This is a genomic window from Bacillus sp. EU52 (assembly GCF_037964975.1).
Lineage (GTDB): Bacteria > Bacillota > Bacilli > Bacillales > Bacillaceae > Bacillus > Bacillus subtilis.
This window is the reverse complement of sequence record NZ_CP150177.1, coordinates 2,427,037-2,448,969: the sequence shown is the minus strand read 5'-3', so window position 1 is coordinate 2,448,969 and position 21,933 is coordinate 2,427,037. Positions and strand designations below refer to the sequence as shown.

Annotated in this window: 28 protein-coding genes and 1 tRNA gene; 23 read left to right on the top strand and 6 right to left on the bottom strand. The window is 41.5% G+C overall.

Going from position 1 to position 21,933, the window contains the following annotated elements:
* The first annotated feature begins 20 nt into the window (after positions 1-20).
* Positions 21-830: a phosphate ABC transporter ATP-binding protein PstB gene (gene pstB, locus NSU05_RS12505; protein WP_038429306.1), complete on the top strand. Its 810-nt coding sequence runs from the start codon at positions 21-23 to the stop codon at positions 828-830.
* 10 nt (positions 831-840) lie between these two features.
* On the top strand, positions 841-1,623 hold the full coding sequence (gene pstB, locus NSU05_RS12500; RefSeq protein ID WP_038429305.1) for a phosphate ABC transporter ATP-binding protein PstB: 783 nt from the start codon (positions 841-843) through the stop codon (positions 1,621-1,623).
* A gap of 27 nt (positions 1,624-1,650) precedes the next feature.
* Here the strand turns inward: pstB (NSU05_RS12500) and NSU05_RS12495 are convergent, their stop codons facing one another.
* Positions 1,651-2,115 carry an endolytic transglycosylase MltG gene (locus tag NSU05_RS12495; RefSeq protein ID WP_038429304.1) on the bottom strand — a complete coding sequence of 155 codons (465 nt, stop codon included), beginning with the start codon at positions 2,113-2,115 and terminating at the stop codon, positions 1,651-1,653.
* Complete coding sequence (locus NSU05_RS12490) at positions 2,112-2,465, bottom strand: hypothetical protein (RefSeq protein WP_003245993.1); 354 nt, start codon at positions 2,463-2,465, stop codon at positions 2,112-2,114. Before NSU05_RS12490 ends, NSU05_RS12495 begins: the two co-directional genes overlap by 4 nt.
* A 179-nt stretch (positions 2,466-2,644) precedes the next feature.
* Here NSU05_RS12490 and NSU05_RS12485 point away from each other — a divergent pair, with 179 nt between their 5' ends.
* From NSU05_RS12485 to NSU05_RS12430, 12 genes are all read left to right on the top strand, one after another.
* Positions 2,645-3,115 carry a hypothetical protein gene (locus tag NSU05_RS12485; protein ID WP_009967744.1) on the top strand — a complete coding sequence of 157 codons (471 nt, stop codon included), beginning with the start codon at positions 2,645-2,647 and terminating at the stop codon, positions 3,113-3,115.
* Entirely contained in the window at positions 3,112-4,191 is a 1,080-nt protein-coding gene (locus NSU05_RS12480; protein WP_038429303.1) for a glycosyltransferase family 4 protein, read from the top strand. Before NSU05_RS12485 ends, NSU05_RS12480 begins: the two co-directional genes overlap by 4 nt.
* Before the next feature lie 83 nt (positions 4,192-4,274).
* A complete protein-coding gene (gene rpmG / locus NSU05_RS12475; RefSeq protein ID WP_003153056.1) occupies positions 4,275-4,424 on the top strand; it encodes a 50S ribosomal protein L33 in 150 nt (49 codons plus the stop codon).
* Positions 4,425-4,507: 83 nt separating this feature from the next.
* Positions 4,508-5,071, top strand: coding sequence for a 5-formyltetrahydrofolate cyclo-ligase (locus tag NSU05_RS12470; RefSeq protein ID WP_038429302.1), 564 nt, complete (start codon positions 4,508-4,510; stop codon positions 5,069-5,071).
* Between the two features lie 66 nt (positions 5,072-5,137).
* Positions 5,138-5,311 carry a hypothetical protein gene (locus tag NSU05_RS12465; protein WP_003230126.1) on the top strand — a complete coding sequence of 58 codons (174 nt, stop codon included), beginning with the start codon at positions 5,138-5,140 and terminating at the stop codon, positions 5,309-5,311.
* Between the two features lie 89 nt (positions 5,312-5,400).
* The gene (gene yqgP, locus NSU05_RS12460) at positions 5,401-6,924 is read left to right on the top strand and encodes a rhomboid protease YqgP (RefSeq protein WP_038429300.1); all 1,524 of its coding nucleotides are present in this window, start codon (positions 5,401-5,403) and stop codon (positions 6,922-6,924) included.
* 109 nt (positions 6,925-7,033) lie between these two features.
* The gene (locus NSU05_RS12455; RefSeq protein ID WP_004399107.1) at positions 7,034-7,249 is read left to right on the top strand and encodes a YqgQ family protein; all 216 of its coding nucleotides are present in this window, start codon (positions 7,034-7,036) and stop codon (positions 7,247-7,249) included.
* 10 nt (positions 7,250-7,259) lie between these two features.
* Positions 7,260-8,225, top strand: coding sequence for a glucose kinase GlcK (glcK, locus tag NSU05_RS12450; protein ID WP_015714264.1), 966 nt, complete (start codon positions 7,260-7,262; stop codon positions 8,223-8,225).
* 116 nt (positions 8,226-8,341) lie between these two features.
* Entirely contained in the window at positions 8,342-10,258 is a 1,917-nt protein-coding gene (locus NSU05_RS12445) for an LTA synthase family protein (protein WP_029317906.1), read from the top strand.
* Between the two features lie 82 nt (positions 10,259-10,340).
* A complete protein-coding gene (locus NSU05_RS12440) occupies positions 10,341-11,471 on the top strand; it encodes a M14 family metallocarboxypeptidase (protein WP_082200962.1) in 1,131 nt (376 codons plus the stop codon).
* Between the two features lie 61 nt (positions 11,472-11,532).
* On the top strand, positions 11,533-12,594 hold the full coding sequence (locus tag NSU05_RS12435) for a hypothetical protein (protein WP_082200961.1): 1,062 nt from the start codon (positions 11,533-11,535) through the stop codon (positions 12,592-12,594).
* Between the two features lie 2 nt (positions 12,595-12,596).
* Positions 12,597-12,911, top strand: a complete 315-nt coding sequence (locus NSU05_RS12430; protein WP_003230139.1) for an MTH1187 family thiamine-binding protein — start codon at positions 12,597-12,599, stop codon at positions 12,909-12,911.
* A 31-nt stretch (positions 12,912-12,942) separates the two neighbouring features.
* Here the strand turns inward: NSU05_RS12430 and NSU05_RS12425 are convergent, their stop codons facing one another.
* Positions 12,943-13,116, bottom strand: coding sequence for a DUF2759 family protein (locus NSU05_RS12425; protein WP_003230141.1), 174 nt, complete (start codon positions 13,114-13,116; stop codon positions 12,943-12,945).
* Between the two features lie 156 nt (positions 13,117-13,272).
* Here NSU05_RS12425 and NSU05_RS12420 point away from each other — a divergent pair, with 156 nt between their 5' ends.
* Positions 13,273-13,908, top strand: a complete 636-nt coding sequence (locus tag NSU05_RS12420; protein WP_038429296.1) for an MBL fold metallo-hydrolase — start codon at positions 13,273-13,275, stop codon at positions 13,906-13,908.
* A gap of 39 nt (positions 13,909-13,947) precedes the next feature.
* Here the strand turns inward: NSU05_RS12420 and NSU05_RS12415 are convergent, their stop codons facing one another.
* The gene (locus NSU05_RS12415; RefSeq protein WP_038429295.1) at positions 13,948-14,193 is read right to left on the bottom strand and encodes a DUF2626 domain-containing protein; all 246 of its coding nucleotides are present in this window, start codon (positions 14,191-14,193) and stop codon (positions 13,948-13,950) included.
* A gap of 229 nt (positions 14,194-14,422) precedes the next feature.
* On the opposite strand from NSU05_RS12415, the gene mgsR reads away from it, so the two are divergent.
* Positions 14,423-14,803 carry a transcriptional regulator MgsR gene (gene mgsR, locus NSU05_RS12410; protein WP_014477337.1) on the top strand — a complete coding sequence of 127 codons (381 nt, stop codon included), beginning with the start codon at positions 14,423-14,425 and terminating at the stop codon, positions 14,801-14,803.
* A 66-nt stretch (positions 14,804-14,869) separates the two neighbouring features.
* On the opposite strand, the gene NSU05_RS12405 is transcribed toward mgsR, so the two are convergent.
* Positions 14,870-14,940: transfer RNA gene (locus NSU05_RS12405), tRNA-Gln, on the bottom strand.
* A gap of 86 nt (positions 14,941-15,026) precedes the next feature.
* Between NSU05_RS12405 and rsbRD the strand changes: the two genes are divergently transcribed.
* A complete protein-coding gene (rsbRD, locus tag NSU05_RS12400) occupies positions 15,027-15,863 on the top strand; it encodes an RsbT co-antagonist protein RsbRD (protein ID WP_038429294.1) in 837 nt (278 codons plus the stop codon).
* Between the two features lie 56 nt (positions 15,864-15,919).
* Here the strand turns inward: rsbRD and NSU05_RS12395 are convergent, their stop codons facing one another.
* On the bottom strand, positions 15,920-17,245 hold the full coding sequence (locus tag NSU05_RS12395) for a hemolysin family protein (RefSeq protein ID WP_038429293.1): 1,326 nt from the start codon (positions 17,243-17,245) through the stop codon (positions 15,920-15,922).
* 142 nt (positions 17,246-17,387) lie between these two features.
* On the opposite strand from NSU05_RS12395, the gene corA reads away from it, so the two are divergent.
* The 6 genes from corA to comGE all read left to right on the top strand — a co-directional run bounded on the left by corA (position 17,388) and on the right by comGE (position 21,909).
* The gene (gene corA / locus NSU05_RS12390; RefSeq protein WP_004399136.1) at positions 17,388-18,341 is read left to right on the top strand and encodes a magnesium transporter CorA; all 954 of its coding nucleotides are present in this window, start codon (positions 17,388-17,390) and stop codon (positions 18,339-18,341) included.
* A gap of 411 nt (positions 18,342-18,752) precedes the next feature.
* A complete protein-coding gene (gene comGA, locus NSU05_RS12385) occupies positions 18,753-19,823 on the top strand; it encodes a competence protein ComGA (RefSeq protein WP_015714258.1) in 1,071 nt (356 codons plus the stop codon).
* Positions 19,810-20,847, top strand: a complete 1,038-nt coding sequence (gene comGB / locus NSU05_RS12380; protein WP_015714257.1) for a comG operon protein ComGB — start codon at positions 19,810-19,812, stop codon at positions 20,845-20,847. Before comGA ends, comGB begins: the two co-directional genes overlap by 14 nt.
* 13 nt (positions 20,848-20,860) lie before the next feature.
* Positions 20,861-21,157 carry a comG operon protein ComGC gene (gene comGC / locus NSU05_RS12375; protein ID WP_003230162.1) on the top strand — a complete coding sequence of 99 codons (297 nt, stop codon included), beginning with the start codon at positions 20,861-20,863 and terminating at the stop codon, positions 21,155-21,157.
* On the top strand, positions 21,147-21,578 hold the full coding sequence (comGD, locus tag NSU05_RS12370) for a comG operon protein ComGD (RefSeq protein WP_014480256.1): 432 nt from the start codon (positions 21,147-21,149) through the stop codon (positions 21,576-21,578). The genes comGC and comGD overlap by 11 nt, the downstream gene beginning before the upstream one ends.
* Complete coding sequence (gene comGE, locus NSU05_RS12365; protein WP_015714254.1) at positions 21,562-21,909, top strand: ComG operon protein 5; 348 nt, start codon at positions 21,562-21,564, stop codon at positions 21,907-21,909. The genes comGD and comGE overlap by 17 nt, the downstream gene beginning before the upstream one ends.
* The last annotated feature ends 24 nt before the right edge of the window (positions 21,910-21,933 follow it).

Here is a 21,933-nt window from a genome sequence, read left to right as displayed (position 1 = left end):
AACGGAAAGAGGCGAAAAACATGTCTGAACAAATGGTAAAAGAAAAAACTGAGCGAGCTGTTATTGTTCCGAAGCAGAATCACGTGCTTGAGGTCAAAGATCTGTCTATTTTTTACGGAAATAAACAAGCCGTTCATCATGTAAACATGGATATTGAAAAAAATGCGGTGACTGCTTTAATTGGGCCGTCGGGATGCGGAAAATCTACTTTTTTGAGAAATATTAACCGAATGAACGATTTAATTCCATCTGCAAGAGCGGAAGGTGAAATCCTTTATGAAGGATTAAATATATTGGGCGGCAATATTAACGTTGTCAGCTTGAGAAGAGAAATCGGAATGGTTTTTCAAAAACCAAATCCATTTCCGAAATCGATCTATGCGAATATCACACATGCATTGAAATATGCCGGAGAGCGGAATAAAGCTGTTTTAGATGAAATTGTGGAAGAAAGTTTAACAAAAGCAGCGCTCTGGGATGAGGTGAAGGATCGTTTACATTCATCCGCACTCTCGTTATCCGGCGGCCAGCAGCAGCGTTTATGCATCGCGAGAACGCTTGCGATGAAGCCGGCTGTTCTTCTGCTTGATGAACCAGCTTCAGCGCTTGATCCGATTTCAAATGCAAAAATAGAGGAATTAATTACAGGATTGAAAAGAGAATACTCAATTATTATTGTCACACACAATATGCAGCAGGCTCTGCGGGTTTCTGACCGGACGGCATTCTTTTTAAACGGCGAGCTTGTAGAGTACGGACAGACCGAACAGATTTTCACGAGTCCGAAAAAGCAAAAGACAGAGGATTATATTAACGGGAAATTCGGATAGGAGGGCGGCAATGAGTATTGCTACCGAAGCTGTAATGAAACAGGAAGTCTATCAAGTCAATGGAATGAACTTATGGTATGGAAAGCATCATGCTTTAAAAAATATCAATTTGAGCATTTATGAAAGTGAGGTTACGGCGATTATCGGGCCATCCGGATGCGGGAAATCGACCTTTATCAAGACATTGAATTTAATGATTCAAATGACGCCGAATGTAAAGCTTGCAGGTGAGCTGAACTATAATGGCAGCAATATTTTAAAGGATAAAGTGGACATCGTGGATTTGCGAAAAAATATCGGCATGGTATTCCAAAAAGGGAATCCGTTTCCGCAATCTATTTTTGATAATGTGGCTTACGGACCGAGAGTCCACGGCACCAAAAATAAGAAGAAGCTTCAGGAAATTGTGGAAAAGTCATTAAAAGACGTGGCGTTATGGGATGAGGTGAAGGATCGATTGCATACGTCCGCGCTATCGCTGTCAGGGGGCCAGCAGCAGCGTCTTTGCATCGCCAGAGCACTTGCGACCAATCCTGATATTTTGCTGATGGATGAACCGACATCTGCACTAGATCCAATCTCAACGAGAAAAATTGAAGAACTCATTCTAGAGCTGAAAAATAAATACACAATTGTCATTGTCACGCATAACATGCAGCAGGCAGCAAGGGTTTCTGATCAAACCGCCTTTTTCTACATGGGCGAGCTTGTTGAATGCGACAATACGAATAAAATGTTCTCTAACCCGAAGGACCAAAGAACGCTCGATTACATTTCAGGAAAGTTTGGATGAAAAAACAGGCTGAGTCAGCCTGTTTTTTTATCGTGTTAACGTTTTTACGATCTTTTTGAAACTCATGTCTGATTTTACTTTAAACTCGCCGGCACGAATTTCTTTGTGATAGCCGGCATCAATGACATAGTCATTAAAGTCTTGAGCCGAAGAGATAATGCCCTCTTTTTCAAGAATAGCAGATACATCCGCAGTGCTCATGCCATCTTTAATTTTGAGCTTGTACGTTTTGACTTTGTCTGTTTTCGTGTCTGAGCTGTTGTCATCGGTCAACGATTTCTCTTTTGAATCAAGAAGTTTTTGATATTCATCACGGTTCACAGAAACCATTTTTTTAGAATCAAGGTAATTGTTCACGTCTTGTTCAGTTACTGTTTTATTATCTTTTACAGCAGCGGCTTGGTCTTCGTCAGTCAGATAAAAAACAGCTGCAAGAACGGCTGTCGCTAAAATGATGCCGCCAGCAAATGCCTGAATGCCCCGTTTTGTCATACGAGCACCTTCTCATTATCTTTGATAATCGTATTCACGTCTTCCACTGATACATGCTCAGCTTTAGCAATCGCTTCAGCTGACATACCGTTATTATATTTAGAAAGTATTTGTTTAGCGATTTTTTGATTGATATCGTTCTGCTTTGATTTGCGAATGACAAGGTTTGTTTCCAGTAATTCTTCCTCAAGCACTGTCATTTTCTTTTTGAGCTTGTAAATTTCCTGCATCGCAGAAAGCTGCAGTGTTTCGAGCTCCTGTTCTACATCTTTCATCGGGTCTCTTTGAGAATATGAGAATGCAATTAGCGCTATACTGACGATAAACAACGCAATAATAGCAATTTCCACGTTTCATCACCTTCTATTCTTTTTTTATCCTTCTTTTTTATACCATAAAACCAATAGTTTCTAAAGGAATTCGCGAAAAAAACGAGATTTTGTCGAGAAATCTTTCTTTGCTTCTTCTTTATGTAATGGTTTAATAGGAACACGAAGTGAACGATTGGAAAGGAGAATGTTAGGAGTCCATGGATAAACACCCATTTCCCTATAATATACGACATAAGCTTTCCTTTTTTAGGGACACATTCGACATAATCATTCAAAACGCTCACACCTTGACCGTAAGCTGGGAAATCTCAGAAGAAACAATGCGGCTGGCTGAAGCGGTCCTTTTCGAAAAAACGCAGGATATGATAAAAGAATTGCGCATTGTCATCAAAAGAAAAGACATTGAAGCTGTCAGGACAAAACGCACAACGTATGATAAAGGAGAATGGACGATTAGACAGGCGGCTGGTGATGCTGTATATCGGGCTGAATACAGAATTGTGAATTCAATGAATGTCTCTCTCAAGCTTGCCGGTACAGACGACATCTATCTTGATGAAAATGGGATTCGTCATATAAACAGTTTTCAGATTGAAGAAGCGCACACCAGGTGGGAGGCGCAATTTTCTGCATACACCTGTTATGGGAGAGGGGAAAAAGAACGGTGAACATTCTCATGCTTTCACCCGAACATCCCGATGAGCCGAAAAGCGGGCTCGGTGTCCATTTAAACCGCCTCATTTCCTATTTAAAGCCTCATATCAACATTACAGTTTGTACTCCGAGCGGGCAGCTGTTTTCGTATGCGAAGTTTGAAGATTACATAGCTGATGCTAACTTTACAATGGTTCGCCATGTGTTATCACACAATAAACGCTTTGATATGATTCATGCCCATGATGACACAACTGCCCCTGCCGCCCAGTATTTGAAACAACGGCTTGGCCTTCCGCTTACTGCGACAATCCACGGTCTTGAAAGAGAAAGGAAGAAGGTGTGCCGAGAAGCCCCACACCCATACAGGCTCAAGACCGAACGGCTCCTTATAGAATCGGCTGATGCATTGATCGTATTAAGCACATTTATGAAGCGGTCTCTTAATAAGGCAGCACATAAAAAAATAACCGTTATCCCAAGCCCTGCATCTATGGAGGAAGAGAAGGGGAAAATCCAAAGAAGCATAAATAGAAGATTCCTCTTTTCATATGGAAGGTTCGTTCCGGAAAAAGGATTTTCGCAGCTGTTAAAGGTATTTGCCATCTTGAAACAGCGTCAGCCTGACCTCTATCTAGTGCTGGCTGGGGAGGGGCCGTCTCTGTCCTCCTATGAGAAATTGGCTGCGGCATATAACCTGAAGGATCGTGTCATGTTTCTGCCGTTTCTAAATAGGAAAGACATCAGAACGTTACTGTCTCACTGTGAAATGGCTGTTTTCCCTAGTTCTTATGAACCGTTTGGGCTTGCCGCGCAAGAAAGCATGGAACAAGGTGTGCTGACTGTCGTTTCTCAGTCGGGTGGTTTTTGTGATTATGCCGTTCATGACAAAACGGCAATCATCGCTAATTTTACGCTCGTACAGGAAGCGGCTGATCTGCTGGACAGTTTTTTAAAAGACCGGGGAAAAGCCCGCCGGATAAAAGAAGCTGGCAGACAACAAGTGTTCAAGCTCCACCACCCCCGACTCATTACGTCATCATATTTGCAGCTTTATGAGCGTATCTTCAATAATTCAGCAATTCATTGAAAAACAGCCTAGCATTCCGTCCATTATAGTGGTATTATATATAAGTCTGAATAAGTAAATGATTTTAGTTTGGAGGGAAAATAATGCGCGTTAATATTACTTTGGCTTGCACTGAATGTGGTGAGCGTAACTATATTTCTAAAAAGAACAAACGCAACAATCCAGACCGCGTTGAATTTAAAAAATATTGCCCACGTGATAAAAAATCTACGTTACACCGTGAAACAAAATAACAGCCTTGCTGTTTGAGGTGTAAGAAAAAAGCCAGAGCTTTGAAAAAGGTTCTGGCTTTTTTCTATTCCGAGGGGGATGAGAGATGAAATCACAATTAAGAAAAAAGACGCTGGAGGCACTGTCTGCTTTATCAAATGAAGATATTCTTCAAAAAACGGAACGTATGTATAAGTACTTGTTTTCTCTGCCGGAGTGGCAAAATGCCGGCACCATTGCCGTCACTATTTCCAGAGGATTAGAGATACCGACGCGTCCTGTCATTGAGCAGGCTTGGGAAGAAGGGAAACAAGTTTGCATCCCAAAATGCCATCCGGACACGAAGAAAATGCAATTTCGCACATATCAGACTGATGATCAGCTCGAAACCGTGTACGCCGGACTGCTCGAGCCGGTAATTGAAAAAACAAAAGAAGTAAACCCATCACAAATTGACTTGATGATCGTTCCAGGTGTTTGTTTTGATGTTAACGGGTTTAGGGTCGGCTTTGGAGGCGGCTATTATGATCGCTATTTAAGTGAATATGAAGGGAAGACAGTCTCATTGCTTTTGGAGTGCCAGTTGTATGCGCACGTACCCAGTCTACCACATGACATCCCGGTACATAAGCTGATAACAGAGGATCGGATTATTTCTTGTTTTTCATAACTTTCCTGTCCCTTATTCGAGAATAAATAAGGCAGAATAACAAACCCTATTGGCAGGAGGGATATCATGAAAAAACTTTTGATTTATGCCATTTTCGCGGTTTCTGCCGTCATGTTTTATCAAAATCGCTACCGTCTTATGAATACTGTACTCAGCCAGCCAGGAATCAGGCGGTCTTTTATCCATTTGTTTTTAAGAATTCCATTTATCCGCAATAAGTTTATACAGCAAGCTTTCTAAAATCCCGTGAAAAACGGGATTTTTTGCTTTCAGTAGGCGTTTGGGAGCGCCAGCTGTTATAATGAAAAAAAACTATTGGAGCGGTAAACATGTTTTTGCTGGAGTATACATATTGGAAAATTGCGGCGCACCTGGTGAATAGCGGGTATGGCGTCATACAAGCCGGTGAGTCAGATGAAATATGGCTGGAAGCGCCGGACAAGTCCTCTCATGATCTAGTTCGTCTTTATAAGCACGATCTTGATTTCCGTCAAGAAATGGTTAGAGACATCGAAGAGCAGGCCGAACGAGTAGAACGAGTCAGACATCAATTGGGCAGACGAAGGATGAAGCTGCTGAATGTGTTTTTTTCAACGGAAGCCCCTGTTGATGACTGGGAAGAGATTGCAAAAAAAATGTTTGAGAAGGGAACTGTGTCAGTTGAGCCGGCGATCGTTAGAGGAACGATGCTTCGAGATGATCTTCAAGCGGTTTTTCCATCATTTCGTACAGAAGATTGTACAGAGGAACACGCTTCGTTTGAAGACGTGCAAATGGCGCGAGAACGTTTCCTTTCGCTAGTGCTGAAACAAGAAGAACAGAGAAAAACTGAAGCGACGGTTTTTCAAAACGGAAAACCGTTTTTTGCATATTTATTTATTGCGCTTCAGATCCTAATGTTTTTCTTGCTCGAAATAAACGGAGGGAGCACTAATACGGAGACGCTGGTCGCTTTTGGAGCAAAAGAAAACAGCCTGATTGCACAAGGAGAATGGTGGCGGCTTCTGACACCGATCGTGCTTCACATCGGCATAGCGCATTTAGCTTTTAATACGCTGGCTTTATGGTCGGTTGGTACAGCGGTTGAGCGGATGTATGGATCGGGGAGATTTTTGCTGATTTATCTGGCTGCTGGCATTACGGGTTCGATTGCGAGTTTTGTGTTCAGCCCGTATCCTTCGGCAGGGGCATCAGGAGCCATATTCGGATGCTTAGGTGCATTACTGTATGTTGCTTTGTCTAATCGAAAAATGTTTTTAAGAACTATAGGAACTAATATTATTGTCATTATTATCATCAATCTGGGCTTTGGTTTTGCGGTTTCGAATATTGATAATTCAGGACATATCGGCGGCTTGATTGGCGGCTTTTTCGCTGCAGCAGCACTGGGGTTGCCTAAAGCCGGAGCCTTTGGAAAAAGATTGTTGTCAGCGGTTTTGCTGATTGCTTTGGCTGTTGGATTTTTATATTACGGATTGCATTCGCCTTCACACCAGGAGTCAGCGCTGATTCAGCAGGCAAGCGAGCTGTATCAGGAAGGAAAGTATGAAGAAGTAACAGAATTGCTGAACGGAGAAGCAGCGCAAAAAGATGCCTCTGCCGATCTTTTGAAAATTCTTGCTGTTTCTGATATTCAAATCGGCGAATATGATCAGGCGGTTTCCCTTTTGGAACGAGCAGTGAAAAAAGAACCTAAAGACCATGCTTCCTATTACAATTTAGCGTTATTGTATGCGGAAAAAAATGAGCTTGCACAAGCAGAAAAGGCCATCCAGACGGCTGTGAAACTGAAGCCGAAGGAGCAGCGCTACAAGGAGCTGCAGCGGCAAATTGAAAACAATAAAGAATCATAGAGGTGGAATATGGAAAGGAAGCTGGCTTTTTTGTCAGCGTTTTCTTCTTGACTGACCGCTTCCTTATGAATACGCTTATGATAGTTAAGTTCAAGAAATGGTGAGGAAAATGAATACATTTTATGATGTGCAGCAGCTGTTAAAAACGTTTGGCCACATTGTTTATTTTGGAGACAGAGAGCTTGAAATTGAGTTTATGCTGGATGAATTAAAGGAATTATACATGAACCACATGATTGAAAAGGAGCAGTGGGCCAGAGCGGCAGCTGTCCTTCGAAAAGAATTGGAACAAACAAAAAACGGAAGAGATTTTTATAAAGGCTAAGGTGATAAAAATGGACGAGATATGGTTTGCGGGCATTGACCTGGGAGGAACGACGATTAAACTCGCTTTTATTAATCAATATGGCGAAATTCAGCATAAGTGGGAAGTTCCGACTGATAAAACCGGCGACACGATTACTGTCACAATTGCAAAAACTATCGACGGCAAGCTGGATGAGCTGCAAAAACCGAAGCACATCATCAAATACATCGGAATGGGTGCACCAGGCCCTGTAGATATGGCGGCAGGAGTTGTTTATGAAACAGTAAATCTAGGGTGGAAAAATTATGCTTTGAAAAACCATCTGGAGACAGAAACCGGCATCCCAGCTGTTATAGAAAATGACGCGAATATTGCTGCGCTCGGGGAAATGTGGAAGGGAGCGGGTGATGGCGCAAAAGACGTCATTCTCGTGACGCTTGGCACAGGAGTTGGCGGCGGCATCATTGCAAATGGTGAAATTGTACATGGCATAAATGGCGCCGGCGGAGAAATCGGCCATATTTGCAGCATCCCTGAAGGCGGAGCGCCCTGCAACTGCGGCAAAACGGGCTGTATCGAAACAATTGCGTCAGCAACCGGAATTGTAAGAATTGCAAAAGAAAAAATAGCAAATGCTAAAAAGACGACACGTTTACAAGCAACCGAACAATTGTCAGCGCGGGATGTGTTTGAAGCGGCGGGTGAAAATGATGAAATTGCCCTTGAGGTGGTTGATTATGTAGCCAAGCACCTTGGTTTGGTGCTCGGAAATTTGGCAAGCTCGCTTAATCCATCCAAAATCGTTCTTGGCGGCGGCGTATCGAGAGCCGGAGAACTGCTGAGATCAAAAGTCGAGAAAACATTCCGCAAATGCGCGTTTCCGCGGGCAGCCCAAGCTGCTGATATTTCAATCGCAGCACTTGGAAATGATGCCGGCGTTATCGGAGGCGCTTGGATCGCTAAAAATGAATGGCTGAAACATCAAAATTGTTAAAATTGTGTAAATGAAATTGATTTTTTGTTGTACTCAGGTTAAGATTTAATTTGATGTGTTAATGAGAATGTTGGGAATAGACTGATTTTTTTGAGCGTGCTGCATAGGAGGTTGAAATGCGAAAAACGTTTTTTTCGAAGATTTCATTTATGCTGATTGCCATTTTATTGATGTGGCTGAAAACGTATGCTGTTTACAAAACCAGTTTTCATATTAAAATCGACAATCTAACACAGGAATTTATTCTGTTTATCAACCCATTGAGTTTTTTGTTGCTTATTTTTGGCCTCAGCCTGTTTTTAAAAGGCAAAAACAGAAATCGCTACATTATCGCGATGAGCTGTCTTGTCACGTTTGTATTGCTGGCAAATATGGTTTTTTACCGTTTTTACAATGATTTCTTAACAATCCCTGTTCTTTTTCAAACGAGCAATATGGGTGATCTCGGAAGCAGCATCGGAACACTTCTTGAGCCGACAGACCTCCTATTAGCTGTAGATATTGCGGTTTTAATATGGCTTCACATCCGGCAAAAAGCTTTTCAATCGGACATTCCCTCAACGAAAAATGAACGGGCGGCTTATTTTTTGTTCGTTGCTTCTGTTTATTTCTTCAACCTGGGCTTGTCTGAGGCGGAAAGGCCTCAGCTATTGACACGCTCATTTGACAGAGAAATGCTTGTTAAAAACATTAGCCTGTTTAATTTTCATATTTACGATGGCGTTCTTCAGTCAAAGCAATCCGCACAGAGAGCGTTGGCAGACAGCAACAGCCTGACGGAGATTGAAAACTACGTAACCGCTAATGCGAAGGATGCCAACAAACGCTTATTCGGCGCTGCAAAAGGAAGGAACGTCATTCTCGTATCCTTAGAGTCGACGCAAAGCTTCGTGATTAATGAAAAATTGAATGGAGAAGAAATCACGCCTTTTCTGAATGACTTTATAAAACAGAGCTACAACTTTAATAATGTTTACCACCAAACAGGCCAGGGGAAAACCTCGGATTCTGAATTTATCGTGGACAATTCACTGTATCCGCTTGGACGAGGTGCCGTGTTTTTTACGAATGCGGGCAATCAATATATGGCCGCTCCTGAAATTTTGAAAAACAGCGGATACTATTCAGCGGTGTTCCACGCTAATAATAAGAGCTTTTGGAATCGTGATTTAATGTACGACTCATTTGGATATGATTCGTTTTTTGATATTAACTCGTATGATGTAACTGACGAAAATTCAGTCGGCTGGGGACTTAAGGATAAAGAATTTTTTGAGCAGTCTTCAGAGCTGATGAAAAATCTGCCTCAGCCGTTTTACTCGAGGCTGATTACACTGACGAACCACTTCCCGTTTGATCTTGATGAAGAGGATCAATTGATTGATGAATATGATTCAAGCAGCCAGACGCTAAATAAATATTTTCCGACAGTGCGTTATCAGGATGAGGCGCTGAAACGGTTTATCGAAAAGCTGAAGGAAGACGGGTTATACGACAACTCTGTTATTGTATTATATGGTGACCATTATGGTATATCAGAAAACCATAATGAAGCGATGGGGCAGTTTTTAGGAAAAGAAATAACCCCATTTGAAGAGGTACAGCTCCAAAAAGTGCCGCTGGTCATTCATATTCCGGGTATTACTGATAAAAAGCCGCAAACCATTGAAACAGTAGGCGGGCAGATTGATATCAGGCCGACGCTGATGAATCTTTTAGGGATTGATACGAAAGATCAAATTCAATTCGGCAACGATCTGCTTTCAGACGAAAAACTGGACTTCACGGTGCTCCGGGACGGGAGCTTTATCACAGATCAGGTTGTTTATACAGACGGTGCGTGTTATGACAAAGAGACGGGAAAACCGTTAGAAGAGACAAAACAATGTGAAGCATTTGCTGATAAAGCAAAACAGGAGCTATCACTTTCTGATGAAATCATTTATGGGGATTTGTTGCGATTTTATGACCAGAAAAGGCTGGACAATTCGTCAAAGCGGAAAGAAAAACAAATGCTTGATCAGGCATCATAATCACAATGTCTCCCGCATCGAAGTGAGCGGGAGGCTTTCTTTTTTTAAATACGCTGTCATATAGTAACAAAAAAGGGGGATGATGATGGCGTTTATTACTGTGAAACCTGAGATCAAGAACAATTTGGCCAATGTGGCGAAAGAACTGAAGATAGACGAGGCATTGCTTAAAAGTGCAAATCGCTCCGCACAAAAACATCAATTGTATTGCCCTGGTTATGTGATAGAGGAGCATAGCGGCAAAGAGCTTCAAACCATTCAGGACATAAAGCGCTTTTTACAGCCTCGGCAGCTGAAACTTTCAGATAGCTGGATTGAGCAAGAGAAAATCTATGATGATTCAGCTGTTGAAAAGGAAATAAAGAAGATTATTGATGTTTTTCCGTTTGTCTCATGCCGGGAAATTGGCCGTTCTGTACTCGGCAGGCCTATCTGGGAGCTGAAGGCTGGTGGGGAGCATGCCGTAAAAAAGGTCCATATGAACGCGTCATTTCATGCGAATGAGTGGATTACAACGTCTGTCCTGCTAAAATGGTTGAAGGAATACTGTATGTCATTATGCTGCAATTCGCCTTTCTTTGGCTTTTCTCCCATAAAGCTGTTTAACAGCACATCCTTATCCCTCGTTCCTCTTGTCAATCCGGATGGCGTTGATCTTGTTTTAAACGGATCAGAAGTCATGGGAGCCAGAAGAGATGAGCTCGAAAGGCTAAATGAACATCGTTCAAATTTTAATGAATGGAAGGCGAATATAAACGGGGTTGATTTAAATAAACAATTTCCATCATTATGGGAAATTGAAAAATACCGAAAACCGACAGCACCCAGCTACCGTGATTTTCCGGGAATCTCTCCGCTTACGGAGCCGGAATCTATTGCGATGTACCGGCTGATCACGGAGAATCCGCCTGACAGACTGCTGGCTCTTCATACTCAAGGAGAAGAAATTTATTGGGGCTATAAAGGCCTTGAGCCTGAGGAATCTGCTGCCGTCATAAAGGATTTTGAGGAGTTAAGCGGGAACATTTATAAGGGAGTAAGGGATATAGACAGCTATGCTGGATTTCGTGATTGGTTTATTCACCATTATTTTAAGGAAGGGTATACGGTGGAACTTGGAAAAGGCCAAAATCCTTTGCCGTTTCAGCAGTTTTCACACATATATAACGCCACAAGCGGTATCTTGTGGAGGGCGTTATTTTTTCATGAGTAACTGAAACTTTTTCTTTTTTCTGCCGAAGCAAATATGAGAGAATAAAGATGATCGGAGGGGAATGCTGATGAGATCAGTTTGTTTTATTCTGCTGGCGGTATTGCTGTTTAGTTTATCGGCATGCGAACCATCTCATCAGCAGCAAAAACAGGCATCGGCGGCAAAAGATGAGAAAAAAGACATCATACCGCTTTCCGCGGAAAAAGCGGATGGGGCGGAAGGCTGGCTGAATAACAGCACAATATTATATACTGCGTCTAATCCGACGAAAACAGAGCTTTTTGCGTACCGCATCTTTACAGGCAAAGCGAAAAAGCTCTATCAAACGGATGGTCAAATCGTTGATGTTCAAATCAATGCGAGGGAGCAGATGATTCTGCTGCAAATCACACATAGCCAAAAGACGGCAGTGGTTTTGCTTAATGCAGAAGGAGAGACGCTTTACGAAAAAGATTACGAAACGTATGAGCTTGAGGCTGCTTGGAATCAGTATGATCCTTATCAAATGATGGTGACGGAATTCAATGAAAACTGGGATTTCCATACATATCAGGTGAATGCTAAAAAAGACGAATCTTTCTTAAGCCCGGTACAGGTTCCGTTCATTCATTGGACATCCAAAAATACATTTGATTATGTAAAAGAGGGAAGAGACGATAAAACAGGGCCTTTATATACGTTCGATACAGCTTCTAAGACGGAACAGAAGCTTGAGGATGACGTTCTATTCTTCGATTCTTTCCATCAAATGAGTTTTACTGTCAAATCAGCTTCCGGAGGAAAAGGGACGTATCAGTTTAAAACGCCGCAATCAACATCACCTGTTACAGCGAAATGGCCGCTCCAAGCGAAATATACAAATTTGGCTCCAATGGAGTATGACTATGATGAAGCAGGAGGCCTGTTTTATACATTCAAACAAAGCGGCGATGCATATAAGCTCGCAGCAGTCAATGTAGCATCGGGAGAGACAAAAGATCTTGTGTCTCTGCGGGAAATGGAGCCGATTCAAATATCTCCGAACGGGAAATATGCGTTATACGGCTTTCATTTTGAGCAAATTATTTTATTGAAATCACATGAAACGAAGCAACTCATCATTGATCAAAAGGAGATGGAATAACGATGGCTATCGCAGATGTAACCATTATCCCAATCGGTACGGAAACACCCAGTGTCAGTGCTTACGTAGCCGATGTGCAAAAGATATTAGAAGGATATCAAGCAGAAGGGAAAATCAAATATCAGCTGACACCGATGAATACGCTGATCGAGGGAGAACTCAGTGACCTTTTTGCAGTCATTCAGGCAATTCACGAAGCGCCATTTCAAAAAGGATTGCACAGAGTGGCAACGAATATCCGTATCGATGACAGGCGTGACAAAAAAACGACGCTTGAGAGCAAAATAGAAAGTGTCAATAAACATTTACAGCCATAAAAATAAACCTGTATCCGATCGGATACAGGTTTTAATGTGCGGTTGGATACCCGCTGTTTATTACGGTCATCACGGTAAACCATCCAAAGACAAATAAGGTGGCACCGGCTAATAAAAACCCCAGTATATTTTTATTTCTAACAGAACGCAAGACTCCCCATAAAGCGAAAAGAGCGACAAGGCCGAAAATCACGACAAGTAACATAACACAGCCCCCTTTACATTGAAAAACCTGCAATTCTTTCCAGTTTTATTCTACCTGTTTTTTATAGGTTTGTCGATAGCGTTTTCATTGCGATTGTTTGAATCTTTTTTTAAAAACCCTCATAATAAGAGCATAAAAAAGAAAGAGGTGATAATAGTGAAATGGAGACGAATGCCAGTAGGGCCGATTCAAGCGAACGCATATTTTCTCATCAGTGATGATCAATGCCTGATTTTTGATCCGGGCGGCGAGGGACATAAAATCAATCAATACATAAAAGAAAAAGGGCTGACGCCTTTAGCCATTTTGCTTACACATGCCCATTTTGACCATATTGGGGCGCTTGATGAAGTGAGAGAAAAATGGGATATCCCTGTTTACCTGCATCAAAATGAAAAAAATTGGCTTACGGACGCTTCTTTAAATGGCTCCGGCATGCTGCGAGGGATAGAAGTCACAGCTAGGCCTGCAGATCATTTAATTGAAGGTGACGGTGAGTTGAATATCGGGCCGTTTCATTTGGAAACATTATTTACGCCGGGACATTCACCAGGCAGTGTGTCTTACTACGTGAAAGATGCAGACTTGGTCATCTCCGGAGATGTTTTGTTCCAAGGCGGTATAGGACGTACGGATTTAATAGGCGGCGATCAAGAGACGCTGCTGACGTCCATTCATGAAAAACTGCTTACACTTCCGGAACACACGCTGGTGTTAAGCGGCCATGGACCTGAAACAGACGTACTGACTGAGCAGGATCAAAATCCGTTTTTAAATGGGTTTTCATTGTAAAAAAAGAGACAAACCGATAAGGTTTGTCTCTTTCTGCATTTAATGGCCTCCGCCGCCGGGCATCATAATAAAAATTGAGTAATATGTAAAGCCGGCGAAGAAAATTGTTAAATAAGCGCCAAAAATATAAATATACATGCGTTCGGTTAAGTTCAAATACGATAGAAACACAAATAAGATCGTCTGTCCAAAAAATAAAAGGGAAGCATCTTTCATATCACCTAAATAAAACATGACTGCAAAAATTCCCGTCCAAAATCCTAACACCCGGAACATGCGATTCATTTTTATCCCCTCCCGAGAGTCCCTCTGACTGTTATTATAATAGATCACACCTAGTAATGTAAACATTTTCATTATTAATATACAAATGGAATTTGTCCCTTTGATTGTGTTTTCTATTGTATGAATGTTTTTTTAAAAATAATCCGAAAAAAGTTCTGTAAATGGTTTAAATGAAAAATGATCCGGGTAGTTATTCTACAAAGAGATGGTTAACTGAGGAGGAAAACGAATGGAACAACAATTAACTTTTTACTCATATCCAAGCTGCACGTCATGCCGAAAAACAAAACATTGGCTTAAAGCACATCAAATTGAATTTAACGAACGGCACTTATTCAGAGAAACCCCGACAATAGAAGAATTAAAGTACATTTTATCGTTAACGACAGAAGGAATTGATGAAATTTTGGCGACAAGAAGCCAGACTTTCAAAAATTTAAATTTAAACATTGAAGAAATGACGGTAAATGAGGTGCTGGAACTTTTAATCGAGAAGCCGAAGCTTTTGCGACGCCCGATTCTAGTAGACAACAAAAAGCTGGTGATTGGTTATAACCCGGGAGAACTGTTGAAGTTATCGAAGAAGAAAACGGTTCATCAATCTGCATGATGAAAAACCGAAGATCCGCTGATTTATACGAATCAGCTTATCTTCGGTTTTTCACCTGTTCAGAAACTGGGCTAGCTGGATTCGAACCAACGATCACGGAGTCAAAGTCCATTGCCTTACCGCTTGGCTATAGCCCATTGAATCTAAACATAGTATGTGTAAAGGCAGACGCGTTATACATATATAGCGTACATTTTTCAAAAACAGGAGGTAGCTCATTAAGATGATAGCTCTTGATCAGCACTTAACAGAGCACAAAGAAGATATCACACAACAATGGCTGGAAGTTTGTACATCAACAGGCAGCTGGCTGTATTCAGCGAAAGATCAGCAAAAACTAGAACAAAAGTTAAAAGACCAGCATGAATTATTGGTGACCATCGTAGCAAAATCCCTTAGAAAAGAAGACGTAGAGGATGAGCTCAACCGGTGGTCTCTTCAATGCGCCAGAGACCGTGCCGTTCATGAAGTGACGGTTACACAAAGTGTCGGCCAGTTTAACACTTTCAGGCACATCATGTTTGAATGGATTCAGAAATTCAGCGAAGCTTCTTCTCAAGACATCAGCATTCAGGAATTTTATGAGTGGAGCCGGATCTTGAATCAAAACATTGATGAGATCATCGAAGTGTTTACGGAAGAATATCACCAGGTGACCATGATACAATTAAACGCGCAAAAAGAAATGATTAATGAATTGAGTGCGCCGATTATGCCGATTACTGATGGAATTGGGATTCTTCCGCTTGTCGGTGAAATTGATACGCACAGAGCGAGGACGATTTTGGAGTCTGTGCTGGAGCAGTGCTCAGCGTTAAAGCTCTCGTATTTATTTTTAGATATTTCGGGCGTTCCTATCGTTGATACCATGGTAGCCTATCAAATTTTTAAAGTGATTGACAGCACCAAATTGCTCGGCATTGAGACGATTATTTCAGGAATCAGGCCGGAAATTGCCCAAACTGTCGTGAAGCTGGGTCTGGATTTTTCGAATGTGAAAACCGAGCAAAGTCTTGCTAAAGCCCTGGCCAATAAAGGGTTTAAAATAAAAGAGTGTTGATGCCTTTGCCATGTTTATCTTGAAAGATAGCAGCTGAACAGCCTTTCACGGGCTATTCAGCTTTTTTTAACTTCTATAAATAAAATGTGATGGCTGTTGATGTCTTTTACCTTAAAAGAGTAGCCATCATATTCTATGGTACTTTCAGGCTCAGCGTCTATGTTTTGTGTCAAAAACCAGCCGCCCAAGGTGTCTACTTCTGTGTCTGATAAATCGGTTCCAAGCAGGCTGTTAACATCGCTGATTAATAATTTTGCATTTAACAAGTAATGATCCTTTCCAAGTTCGCGGATATGAGGCACTTCATCCGCATCAAATTCATCACGGATTTCTCCTACAATTTCCTCGATAATATCTTCGACAGTGACCAAACCGGACGTCCCGCCATATTCATCTATGAGGATCGCCATATGAGTGCGTTCCTTTTGCATTTTCAGCAGTAGTTTATAAATAGGAATCGTCTCAATGACATGGATAACGGGCTGTACGAAAGGTTCAATTTGATGCTTCTTGATTGAAAAATCTTTCGTCAGCATGGAAAACAGCACTTCTTTCATATTAATCACGCCAATGACGTTATCTTTATCCTCTCTTACAACCGGGTACCGTGTATATTTTGTTTGCTTGACTGTTTCCTGAAGATTTGAAATGGAGTCTTCATCTAGTGACAAACTGACCATTTCATTTCGCGGCACCATAATTTCCTTTGCCATTCGTTTATCAAAGGTGAAGATATTATTCATGTACTTTAATTCACTTTTTCTGATCTCGCCGCTTTTATAGCTTTCAGCCAATAGGACCCGAAGTTCTTCCTCTGTATATGCCAGCTCATGCTCTGATGCCGGCTTCAGCCCAAACACTCCTGTAATCAATCGGGCAGAGTGGTTCAACAGCCAAATGAATGGAAACATGATCTTATAAAACCAAATAAGCGGTTTAGCGAACAACAAGGTAATGCTTTCTGCTTTTTGAATGGCGAAACTCTTTGGAGCCAGCTCCCCGATAACGACATTTAAATACGTAACCGCTAAAAATGCGATGACGAGTGAAAGCAGGTGGGTAAGCGATTCATTCAAGCCTGCTTTATGAAAAAGCGGTCGAAGCAGAGTTTGCACAGTCGGTTCCCCAAGCCATCCCAGTCCTAAGGCTGCGACTGTGATGCCCAGCTGACAGGCTGATAAATATTCATCAAGGTGAGTGATGACATGCTTTGCCGCTTTAGCACCTTTCTTTCCTTTTGCGACAAGCTGATCAATTTTGGATCGCCGCACTTTTACGATTGAAAATTCTACGGCAACAAAAAATCCTGTTAACAAAATGAGAATAGCTACTGCTAGTAAATTGACAAATTCCAAAACAACTGCCTTCTCCAAGGAAGGCATGCACCTCCCTTTTCCGATGTCTTTCTACATTCCATACCACCTGAAAATGCTCATAAAACATGTGTTGAAGCGGCAGACTGGTTTAGTGACACGGTTATTGGGCAATTAAAGAATAAAGAAAAAAAGTTTGGAGGAGCTTGACATGAAGGCACATACGGGAAAGGATTGGTTTTGGTACCAAATGGGGCCTCAAGAAAGAAGTAAGGCAAGGGATCTAATCCATTTTTCTCACTGGCCTCAGTGTGAAAAGTGGTTTGAAAATAACCATCACGTTAATTTTTTACGAGTAGATACAACTGAAACGGAAAATGAAGCGGTATTTGGGTCGATTGTTTATGATCAGGGGCTTGGTGAAGAAAAAGATCATACTGTTTTTCACTTTTATATCACCAGACAATATTTTTTTACAATCAACTTTGATTTTTCGATTTTGAGAGAGATTAAAGGCAAAGAAGTTGTTCGGCAAATGGAAAGAGCGGACAATGCGATAGAGGGGTTTTTAATTCTTCTCGGCGAACTAATGAATGCGTATTTAATCGGTGTTGATGAATTTGAAGTAAAGCTGAGAAAGCTCAGATGGCAAATTAAAGACGACAATAGCAAAAGCATTTTAAACCGCGTCCATCTCCTGCGCCATGAACTGATGATTTGGAAAAATTTGATATTAAGCGCTAAAAAAATTGAAATGGCGTTGAAAGAAACCTTTTTACCTCAAAATGAAGGGAAAAAGGATTATCAGCGGACACAACTGAAAATTGACAGGGGATTTACATACATCAGCGAATTTGAAGGGGAGCTTAACAATCTGCTGCATTCAGAGGAAGTCATTACCTCACATAGGGGGAATGAAATTGTAAAAGCGCTGACCATTTTTACGACGCTTTTTACGCCGATTACAGCTCTGGGGGCCTTATGGGGGATGAACTTTTCAGTGATGCCGGAACTGAATTGGAAATACGGATATCTCTTTTCTCTCTTATTGATTGTCACATCTACAGTTCTGATCTATCTCTATTTGAGGAAAAAAGGCTGGACGGGAGATATGCTGCAGGAGCGGAAGAAGAAAAAGAAACCTCGAAAAAGGCGGACTCTATAGGATGTTTCATATTTTGTGCAGCGTGCCCCGCTTTTTCATCAGACATATCAGGGTGACCGGATACGATGTCAAGGGGCTTATGACAGAGCATTAAATCCGCAGTTTATCGATTCTTGAAAATGACCAAATGACCGGTAATGTTGCATTAGGCGACCTTTCCGTTGAGAAAGATACTGGTCAATAAGCGAAAACAGCATAATGAAAATGGAATCTAGCAGGCATGGTGACCATGTCTGCTTTTTTATTTATAGGGAAAATTATAATGACAGGGGTACATTCAGTTGAAAGTCTTTTTTCTTGCCAGAAAGAATTGGTTTTTCAGCATATAACATCTCACAAAATCACGTTTTCCCTGTTTGATTACCTTTTCTTCTTTTTCTACAATATGCGTTGAAAGGAGAGGGAATCAAATTGGATTCAATAGAAAAGGTAAGCAAAAACTTGATTGAAGAGGCATATCTAACAAAGGCTTCTGATATTCACATTGTGCCGAGGGAGCGGGACGCTATCATTCATTTTCGGGTCGATCATGCCTTGCTGAAAAAAAGGGACATGAAAAAAGAAGAGTGCGTAAGACTGATTTCACATTTTAAATTTCTTTCAGCAATGGATATAGGTGAAAGGCGAAAGCCGCAAAACGGTTCGCTTACGTTAAAGCTGAAAGAGGGAAATGTTCATTTAAGAATGTCAACGCTGCCCACAATTAATGAAGAAAGCCTCGTGATCAGAGTGATGCCCCAATACAATATCCCTTCGATTGATAAATTGTCGCTATTTCCGAAGACAGGAGCCACATTACTCTCGTTTTTAAAACATTCCCATGGCATGCTCATTTTTACCGGGCCGACTGGTTCAGGGAAGACTACCACATTATACTCTCTCGTTCAATATGCAAAAAAACACTTTAATCGAAATATTGTCACATTAGAGGACCCTGTTGAAACAAGGGACGAAGATGTTCTTCAGGTTCAGGTGAATGAAAAAGCCGGTGTAACTTATTCCACAGGTCTGAAAGCAATTTTGCGCCATGATCCCGATATGATTATTTTAGGTGAGATCAGAGACGCGGAAACAGCTGAAATTGCGGTGCGGGCAGCGATGACGGGACATCTGGTACTGACGAGCCTTCATACGAGAGACGCAAAGGGCGCCATTTACAGACTGCTTGAATTCGGTATCAATATGAATGAAATCGAACAGACTGTCATTGCAATAGCGGCTCAGCGCTTGGTTGATTTGGCTTGCCCGTTTTGTGAAAACGGATGTTCATCAGTGTATTGCCGACAGTCACGAAATACCAGGAGAGCTAGCGTTTATGAGCTTCTATACGGGAAAAATCTTCAGCAATGTATCCAGGAGGCAAAAGGAAATCATGCAAATTACCAATATCAAACGCTTCGTCAAATTATCAGAAAAGGAATTGCACTCGGCTATTTAACGACAAACAACTATGACCGGTGGGTTTATCATGAAAAAGATTAGAAAAGTCTGGTCGTTAAAGGATCAAGCCAGGTTATTAAAGAGGCTCGGTGAAATGACTGCGGGCGGATATACGCTTCTGGATGGATTACGCCTGATGGAACTTCAGATGAATAAGAGGCAGGCGGCTGACTTGACTGATACGGTCACTTGTTTGAGGGAAGGGGCTCCGTTTTATCAAGTACTAAAGAGTTTGTCATTTCATAAGGAAGCCGTAGGTATTTGTTATTTTGCTGAAACACATGGTGAACTGCCTGCTTCAATGATCCAGAGCGGAGAGCTGCTGGAACGAAAAATTGCACAGGCAGACCAGCTGAAAAGAGTGCTGCGCTATCCGCTTTTCCTCATCTTTACGGTCGCTGTCATGTTTTATATGTTACAGTCCATCATCATTCCTCAGTTTTCCGGTATCTATCAATCGATGAATATGGAAACCTCACGTTCAACCGATATGCTTTTTGCTTTTTTTCAGCATATTGATCTTGTGATCATTTTGCTTGTTCTTTTTACTGCAGGTATCGGGATTTATTATTGGCTTGTGTTTAAGAAAAAATCACCTGCCCGGCAAATGCTGATTTGTATCAGGATTCCTTTGGTTGGAAAGCTTGTCAAGCTGTTTAACAGCTACTTTTTTTCTTTGCAGCTAAGCAGCCTTTTAAAATCAGGCCTCTCAATTTATGACAGCCTTAATGCATTTAAACATCAAACGTTTCTCCCTTTCTACCGCTGCGAGGCTGAACAATTGATTGAACGGCTAAAAGCCGGTAAGTCAATTGAATCCGCTATTTGTGGAAGCCCTTTTTATGAAACTGATTTATCAAAAGTCATATCTCACGGCCAGCTGAGCGGCCGATTGGATCGGGAGCTTTTCACATACAGCCAATTCATATTACAGCGGCTGGAACACAAAGCGCAAAAATGGACAGGCATCCTTCAGCCAATGATTTATGGATTTGTTGCAGCGATGATCTTACTTGTGTATTTATCTATGCTTGTGCCTATGTATCAGATGATGAATCAAATGTGAAAGGAAGAGGCTGATGAATGAGAAAGGATTTACACTTGTTGAAATGTTAATCGTGCTCTTTATTATTTCGATTTTGCTTTTAATTACGATACCGAACGTCACGAAACATAATCAAACCATTCAAAAAAAGGGCTGTGAAGGCTTGCAAAACATGGTTAAGGCACAAATGACTGCATTTGAGCTTGATCATGAAGGACAAACTCCGAGCCTTGCCGATTTACAGTCAGAGGGCTATGTGAAAAAGGATGCTGTCTGTCCAAATGGTAAGCGCATTATCATCACCGGCGGAGAAGTTAAGGTTGAACATTAAATTAAACGAGGAGAAGGGGTTTACCCTTTTAGAAAGTTTGCTTGTGTTAAGCCTTGCCTCTATCCTCCTGATTGCCGTCTTCACCACACTTCCTCCTGCTTATGACAATACAGCTGTCCGACAGGCAGCAAGGCAGCTGAAAAATGATATTATGCTCACACAGCAGACTGCTATTTCCCGTCAACAAAGAACAAAAATTCTCTTTCATAAAAAAGAATATCAATTAGTCATTGGTGATACGGTCATTGAACGTCCGTATGCAACGGGACTTTCTATAGAACTGCTGACATTAAAAGACCGTTTGGAATTTAATGAGAAAGGGCACCCGAATGCAGGCGGAAAAATACGAGTAAAAGGCCATGCCGTTTATGACATAACAGTTTATCTAGGGAGCGGGAGAGTCAATGTGGAGAGAAAATAAAGGTTTTTCTACAATAGAAACAATGTCTGCGCTAAGTCTGTGGCTGTTTGTGCTGCTGACAGTCGTTCCCTTGTGGGACAAGCTAATAGCTGATGAAAAAATGGCGGAATCACGAGAAATCGGCTATCAGATCATGAATGAGAGCATTAGCAAATATGTCATGAGTGGTGAAGGAGCCGCGTCAAAAACGATTACAAAGAACAATCATATCTATGCAATGAAGTGGGAGGAGGAGGGCGATTATCAAAACGTATGTATCAAAGCCACAGCTTATAAAGAGAAATCATATTGCCTCAGCATCCTGCAGACAGAATGGCTACACGCTTCTTAACGTATTATTTTCGCTCTCAGTCTT